At 31.2% G+C, this 7,216-nt stretch carries 5 protein-coding genes, 1 tRNA gene, 2 rRNA genes and 1 riboswitch; of the genes, 6 read left to right on the top strand and 2 right to left on the bottom strand.

The annotated features are described in order from the left end of the window. Positions 1 to 124: 124 nt before the first annotated feature. A 5S ribosomal RNA gene (gene rrf, locus ACREWB_RS10655) occupies positions 125 to 241 on the top strand. A 5-nt stretch (positions 242 to 246) separates the two neighbouring features. Continuing rightward, positions 247 to 322: transfer RNA gene (locus ACREWB_RS10650), tRNA-Phe, on the top strand. Positions 323 to 400: 78 nt separating this feature from the next. Here the strand turns inward: ACREWB_RS10650 and metF are convergent. Then, positions 401 to 1,279 carry a methylenetetrahydrofolate reductase [NAD(P)H] gene (gene metF, locus ACREWB_RS10645; RefSeq protein ID WP_431547429.1) on the bottom strand — a complete coding sequence of 293 codons (879 nt, stop codon included), beginning with the start codon at positions 1,277 to 1,279 and terminating at the stop codon, positions 401 to 403. A 197-nt stretch (positions 1,280 to 1,476) separates the two neighbouring features. Next, positions 1,477 to 1,584: riboswitch (SAM riboswitch) on the bottom strand. Positions 1,585 to 1,730: 146 nt separating this feature from the next. Between metF and ACREWB_RS10640 the strand changes: the two genes are divergently transcribed. After that, positions 1,731 to 2,393, top strand: coding sequence for a methionine synthase (locus ACREWB_RS10640; protein ID WP_431547428.1), 663 nt, complete (start codon positions 1,731 to 1,733; stop codon positions 2,391 to 2,393). Then, positions 2,386 to 4,755, top strand: a complete 2,370-nt coding sequence (locus tag ACREWB_RS10635) for a homocysteine S-methyltransferase family protein (protein WP_431547427.1) — start codon at positions 2,386 to 2,388, stop codon at positions 4,753 to 4,755. The genes ACREWB_RS10640 and ACREWB_RS10635 overlap by 8 nt, the downstream gene beginning before the upstream one ends. A 66-nt stretch (positions 4,756 to 4,821) precedes the next feature. Here the strand turns inward: ACREWB_RS10635 and ACREWB_RS10630 are convergent, their stop codons facing one another. Continuing rightward, entirely contained in the window at positions 4,822 to 5,496 is a 675-nt protein-coding gene (locus ACREWB_RS10630; protein WP_431547426.1) for a uracil-DNA glycosylase, read from the bottom strand. 185 nt (positions 5,497 to 5,681) lie between these two features. Here ACREWB_RS10630 and ACREWB_RS10625 point away from each other — a divergent pair, with 185 nt between their 5' ends. Both ACREWB_RS10625 and ACREWB_RS10620 read left to right on the top strand, forming a co-directional pair. After that, positions 5,682 to 6,557 (top strand): YitT family protein, encoded by an 876-nt coding sequence (locus ACREWB_RS10625; protein WP_431547425.1) that lies wholly within the window; start codon positions 5,682 to 5,684, stop codon positions 6,555 to 6,557. Positions 6,558 to 7,124: 567 nt separating this feature from the next. Beyond that, positions 7,125 to 7,216: ribosomal RNA gene (locus ACREWB_RS10620) — 16S ribosomal RNA — on the top strand; the annotation flags it as partial.

The following is a 7,216-nucleotide window of genomic DNA, read 5'->3' as shown; positions in this document are numbered from 1 at the left end:
AGAGGTGTAAGCATGGTAACATGTTCAGCTGACTAATACTAATAAGTCGAGGGCTTGACCTAAGTATATTTAATGCGAAAAGATTATTTTACTGTGCAATTTTGAGAGAATATTTATATTCTCATCTAGTGATTATGGCATGAAGGTAACACCCCTTCCCATACCGAACAGGTAGGTTAAGCTTCAATGCGCCAATGGTACTGCAAGGGTGACCTTGTGGGAGAGTAGGTTGTCGCTAGGTTATTTGGCTGGATAGCTCAGTCGGTAGAGCAGAGGACTGAAAATCCTCGTGTCCCTGGTTCGATTCCTGGTCTAGCCACCAAAAAACATCTTAGATAATTCTAAGATGTTTTTTTTATGTTCAAAAATATATTTAAATTTAAAGTAGAGCGGCCATTATTTACATAGCATAATAACTTCTTATATTAGAAATATCATTAATGATTTTTTGCGCTACGTCAGAACGGTTCATTGTATATAGATGAATTCCATCCACACCAAAGGAAAGTAGATCTATAATTTGCTCAGTAGCATAAGCTATACCAGCTTCAGTTAAAGCTTCTGGATTATATTCATATTTATTAATAATACGTTTGAATTTTGGAGTTAAAGTTGCACCACACATTGAAGTTATTCGTTCAATTTGTTTTTTGTTTATAACAGGCATAATACCAGCAGATATAGGGATTGAAATACCTAATATATCTAGTTTTTCCTTAAAATTATAAAAAAAATCATTGTTAAAAAATAGTTGAGTTATCAGAAAGTCTACACCATGGGATACTTTTTCTTTTAGATTCTTTAAATCTTCTAAAGAGCTTCTACATTCTACATGTCCCTCAGGATAACAAGCACCTCCAATACTAAATCCACCGTAAGAATTAATATGATGTACTAAGTCATTAGCATGATTAAGATTAGTAGTAGAGACATTAATAATGTAATCTTTAGGTAAATCACCTCTTAAAGCTAGAACATTTTGTATGTTTTTATCTCTTAATCTATTTAAGATAAGATCAATTTCATCTTTAGTTGAGTTATAGCAAGTAAGATGGGCCAAAGCCTCTATATGATAAGTGTTTTTAATAATGTCTGCTAGCTCTACTGTGTAAGATTTGCTAGTTCCACTTGCACCATAAGTTACTGATATAAAATCTGGTTTTAAATCTTTAAGTCCTTCTAAAGTGTTATAAATTGAAGTTATTGGAGTAGTTGGTTTTGGTGGGAATATTTCTAGGGATATGACAGGTTTCTTATTAAATAATTCTTTTATATACATAACAGATCTCCTTTCATGGACGGACTAAATTTATTTCGCCAGGCTCCACGTTTATCTTGGTGGGTTGGAGTATTATTTATAATCTCTTATTTTAAATATAAAATTTATATTATGAGGGTCTAATATAAAAAAGCTGCTTTTCAATTAGAAAAGCAGCTTTTTAAAGTATGCGAAATAATTCACTAAAAAATGCCGTTTTCTTATCTTTCAGATATAAATCTGTTGGAATTGACACCATTGCACCAAAATAGAATGCTGGTTGTCGGGTTTCATAGGGCCAGTCCCTCCACCTCTCTTGATAAGAACCATATTAAATTGTAATTTAATGTTTATATTAGACTAAATAATGAGATTTGTCAACATTTTATTATTTTTAATTTTAGTGTTGCATAAATGTAAAAACTTATATATAGTATAGTATAAATTGGAAGGATATACGGAGGTGATATATATGAAGATTGACAAAGGTGAAGTTTTAAGATATTTAGGATATAAAAGTCAAATTCTTGATGAGAAAATATCAACTCAAATAGACATAAGTATACAGGAGTTAAAAGTTATAAGTAGAGAGCGATTTACATACAATGTTTTTGGAGTGGAAATGAAGGATTTTAATGTAGAACTTTCAAATAGTAATTTGATATTCAGAGGTAAGGATATATATAATCATCTAAGAGGGTGCTCTAAATGTGCTGTAATGGCAGTTACTCTTGGAGTAGAGGTTGATAAAAAAATTATGGAATATTCTAAAATTGATTTAATGAAAAGTTTAATTATGGATGCTTGTGCTAGCACCGCAATAGAAACAATCTGCGACAATATAGAGGGTGAAATTAGTGAAACAGCAAAAGCACAAGGATTAAATATAACGTATAGATATAGTCCTGGCTATGGGGATTTCCAGTTAGATATACAAGCGGATATTCTAAATTGTCTTGATACATATAGAAAAATAGGGTTATCAACAACAGAAAATTTTATATTATTACCTAGGAAATCAGTTACTGCAGTAATAGGGTTTAAGCAGGACAAGGCAATACAAAAAAAGAATAAATGCATAGAGTGTAAGAGTGTAAATTGTAATTTTAGAGAGGGAGAGTGCTATTTTGAATAGAAAAATTGATTTTAATAACTTTCAGATATTTGACGGAGCGATGGGAACTATGCTTCAAAAGTATGGACTGAAACAAGGAGAACTTCCAGAGTCCTATAATATTTTATACCCTGAATTAATTGAGAAAATACATAGTGAATATATAAATGCTGGTTGTAGTGTTATAACTACAAACACTTTTGGGGCTAATAGGTATAAGCTTATAAATACCGGCTATTCTGTTGAGGAGGTCATAAAAGCAGCTGTACAAATAGCTAAAAAGGTTTCAAAGGATAATTATGTAGCTTTAGATATATCTTCTATAGGACAACTTATGGAACCGTGTGGAACACTTTCCTTTGAAGAAGCTTACGATATTTTTGCAGAGCAGGTAAAAGTGGGAAGGGACGAGGGAGTAGATTTAATATTAATTGAAACTATGTCGGATATATATGAGGCAAAAGCAGCCATTCTAGCAGCAAAAGAAAATAGCGATTTGCCTATAATATGTACAATGACTTTTCAGGAGGATGGAAGAACTTTAACAGGAACAGATCCATTAACAATGGTAAATGTTCTTCAGGGACTTGGAGTATCAGCACTGGGCGTAAATTGCTCCTTAGGGGCAAAGGAGATTATACCAATAGTAAAAGAAATAGTTAAATATTCAAAAGTTCCTATAATTGTACAACCTAACGCTGGATTACCAAAACTTATTAAGGGGGAGACTGTATTTGATGTAGAAGCAGAGGAATTTGTTTCCTATGCTAAAATATTAGCTCAAATGGGAGCAACTATATTAGGAGGGTGTTGTGGAACCAGGCCCAGTCATATAAATGCATTGAAAAAATTACTGGATACACTTCAGCCTGTAAATAGAAATATAGAGTGTTTTACCGCGGTAAGCTCAGGTTGTCAGACTGTTATATTAGGTGAGGCTGTTAAGATAATTGGTGAGCGAATAAATCCAACGGGGAAGAAGAAACTTAAAGAGGCGTTAAAAACTAACGATATGGAGTATATTTTAAATGAAGCTATAAATCAAAGGGATGCAGGCGCACATATTCTTGATGTAAATGTTGGTCTTCCGGAAATCGATGAAAAAGTAATTATGGTTAAAGTTATAAAGGAAATTCAAAGTGTTGTTAACCTTCCGCTACAAATAGATAGTGTTCGTCCTGATGTTATTGAGGCAGCTGCAAGAAGTTATAATGGTAAACCACTAATAAATTCGGTGAATGGAAAAGAAAAAGTAATGCAAGAGATATTCCCTATAGTTAAAAAATATGGTGGTTGTGTAATAGGTCTTACGCTAGATGATAGTGGTATACCATCAAAAGCGGAAGATAGATTTAAAATTGCACAAAAAATAGTAACAACTGCAAAGGAATATGGAATATGTAATGAGGATATTATAATTGACTGTTTAGTACTTACTGCATCAGCGCAGCAAAGTGATGTACAAGAAACTATTAAAGCTGTGAAGCTTGTTAAGGAAAAATTAGGCGTAAAAACTATTTTGGGTATTAGTAATGTATCTTTTGGGCTTCCTAATAGAGCATTACTTAATAGGACATTTTTAACTGTTGCATTAGGAGTAGGACTTGATGCATCAATAATAAATCCTTTAGATAAAGAAATGGTGGACACTATTAGCGCATTTAATGTTTTATGGAATCATGATAAACAAGCTAAACACTATATAGAAAGGTATTTAGGTGTGTCTATTCAAGCTTCTGTCATAGAAAAAGTCAAAAATAAGGATTTGAAAAAAGCAATTATTGATGGGTTAAAAGATGAGGCAAAGGGAATAACAAAGGAACTATTAAAAGAATTTAATGGTATGTATATAGTAGATAACTATTTAATTCCTTCGCTTGATGTGGTAGGTAAAAAATTTGAAACTGGAGAGATGTTTTTACCTCAACTTATCCAATCCGCAGAAACCGTAAAAAAAGCTTTTGAGATAATAAAAGATAATATAACAATTGATGGAACCGAGGAGGTCAATATAAGTAAAGGTAAAATAATTCTTGCTACAGTAAAAGGTGATATCCATGACATTGGAAAGAATATTGTTAAAATACTTTTACAAAATTATGGATTTGATGTTATAGATCTTGGGAAAGATGTACCTATTGAGGCAGTAGTTGAGGCAGTTAAAGATCACAAAGTTAAATTAGTAGGATTAAGTGCACTAATGACAACTACAGTTAAGAGCATGGAGGAAACAATAACAGCATTAAGAGAAAGCGAACTACACTGTAAGGTTTTTGTGGGGGGAGCGGTTTTAAATGAAGAATATGCAGAAATGATAAAAGCAGATTGGTATGCTAAAGATGTAAGAGAAGCTGTGAAAATTGCTCAAGAGTTTTTTTCTTAATGGAGGTAACTAGAAAATAACCAGTATATACTAGTTGTTTTCTAGTTAGTCTAAACAAGGACATACTTATAGATTTTCGATCTGCCAATCAATAGGCTTTTTACCTTTTGAGATTAAAAAGTCATTAGCATTAGAAAAAGGTTTGCTGTTAAAAAAACCTCTATATGCAGATAACGGGCTTGGATGAACAGACTTTATTATGTGGTGAATTGAATTTGTTATTAGGGATTGTTTTGCCTTTGCATTGTTTCCCCATAAAATAAAAACTATAGGCTCTGTCTTGTCATTTAACAAAGTGATTATTTTATTAGTGAAACGTTCCCAACCTTTATTTTTATGAGAATTAGCTTCACCGGCTCTAACGGTAAGTACCGTATTTAAAAGCAAAACATTTTGATCGGTCCATTTTTTTAAATATCCGTTATTAGGAATATAACAGCCTAAATCACTAGATAATTCTTTATATATATTTAATAGTGAAGGGGGAATAGACATACCCTTCTTTACAGAAAAACATAAACCTTGAGATTGATTAGCACCATGGTAAGGGTCTTGTCCAAGTATAACAACTTTTACATCATTGTACCTTGTGTAATTAAGTGCATTAAATATGTCGCAAGCTTCAGGATATATTTGTGCGCTTTCATATTCTTCTTGTAGAAAATTTGTAAGTTTCAAATAATAATCTTTATTAGTTTCGTCTACTAGTAGTTCATTCCAATCATTTAATAAATTATTCATAAAAACACCTCGCTTAAGTTTATCATAAATAACTATTTACTTTAAGCTTATTAAATTATTAAAATATAAACTAGTAACGCAAATCAAATTTGTGATATGATATATAATGATTATAATTAGGAAAAACATAGTACAAAACGATTAGTTCTTATTTTATACTATAAAGAAAGGCAAGGAGGCACTCAATGAAAAAGAAGTTTGATACTGATTTTAAAGATCTATTTAAAAAAATAGTTCTTATTATTTTAGGAAGTTTAATTATAGCTGTTTCAGTAAATTTATTTATAATTCCTAATATGCTTCTTAGTGGAGGAGTTACAGGAATAGGACTCATCATACAATATATTTTTAATATGCCACTAGGAGTTACAATGTTAATACTAAATATTCCGCTACTTATATTAAGTATATTAAAAATAAATAAAAAATTCACTGTTTTTACGATTTTAGGTACCGTTGCATTATCAGGTTTTTTAATTATAACGGCGCCTTTAAATAATGTTCTGGCTCCAGTTGAAGAGTCCTATAGACTTCTTTATTCTATATATGGGGGAGTACTTTCGGGGTTAGGTCTTGGGGTTGTTCTATCTAATGAAGGTTCCACAGGTGGCTTGGATATTATAGCTATATATGCTAAAAAGGAATATGATATAGAAATTGGTATAATGAGTTTCATATTAAATTTTTTAATTGTAGCTGTTGGATCGCTGCTATTTGATTTTAAAGTAGGGTTGTATACTCTAATTGCTATGTATATAACTTCTGCTGTTATGGAAAGAGTTATTAATGGGTTAAATAGACGTAAAATGCTTTTAATAGTGTCAGAAAAAGAAAAAGAAGTAAGTGATGCTATAATGAATAGTTTTAATAGAGGAATGACTATTTTATATGGAGAAGGTGCATATACTAGTCATAGAAAAAATGTGATGTATTGTGTTATCTCACTGAGACAATTACCACATATTAAGAGGGTGATAAAGGTTATTGATGAGCAAGCGTTTATTTCAATAATTGATATAGCTGAGGTTCAAGGTAATGGATTTAAAAGTCCTATAGGTTAACTTAACTTATTATTATTAAAGTGAATAGAATTTATAAAAGCGTTTATAATATACTTGTTAACTCGAAGTAAACTTTTAAATCATTATATGAATAAGGCACACTGTTTCCTAGTGTGTCAATATAAAGAAAACTTAACATACAGGAGTATTATAGAGAATGGTACATATAATTGTCGTAACAAGGGTAGAAATTAAAAAATATCATATTCATAGATGATATAATATTTTATGTCGCAACAAATTAGCAGTGACGAAGCAAGAAAGTATAAGAAAAACAATAGTTAAATGATTTAAAAAACTGTTGACAACTTATATAACAACGGATATAATAGTAGAAGTCGTCACATGATGACAAATAAATTGGTCTTTGAAAATTAAACAGAGAAATAGGTAAAGAATAGCAAAATAATATTTTGCTAAACCAGTTAATTACTTTAGTAAAAAGAAGTAAATTTTTAGTCGTAAGACTAAATAGTATGTAATGAGCTTGAGTTACCGACTTAATTGTTGGTGTACAACTTAACAGTTGTCTCAGATTAATCATTTCAAACTAAAAGTGTAAACTTTTAAATTGAGAGTTTGATCCTGGCTCAGGACGAACGCTGGCGGCGTGCCTAACACATGCAAGTCGAGCGATGCGATGCTTCTTCGGAAGCATC

It is taken from the genome of Clostridium sp., from assembly GCF_050717635.1.
Classification (GTDB): domain Bacteria; phylum Bacillota; class Clostridia; order Clostridiales; family Clostridiaceae; genus Clostridium_AD.
This window is presented reverse-complemented; position numbering and strand designations above follow the sequence as displayed.

Bases quoted from the DNA above. Each gene is read 5' to 3' on its own strand.
- metF (WP_431547429.1), bottom strand. From the start codon at position 1,279: ATGTATATAAAAGAATTATTTAATAAGAAACCTGTCATATCCCTAGAA.
- ACREWB_RS10625 (WP_431547425.1), top strand. From the start codon at position 5,682: ATGAAAAAGAAGTTTGATACTGATTTTAAAGATCTATTTAAAAAAATA.
- ACREWB_RS10630 (WP_431547426.1), bottom strand. From the start codon at position 5,496: ATGAATAATTTATTAAATGATTGGAATGAACTACTAGTAGACGAAACT.
- ACREWB_RS10640 (WP_431547428.1), top strand. From the start codon at position 1,731: ATGAAGATTGACAAAGGTGAAGTTTTAAGATATTTAGGATATAAAAGT.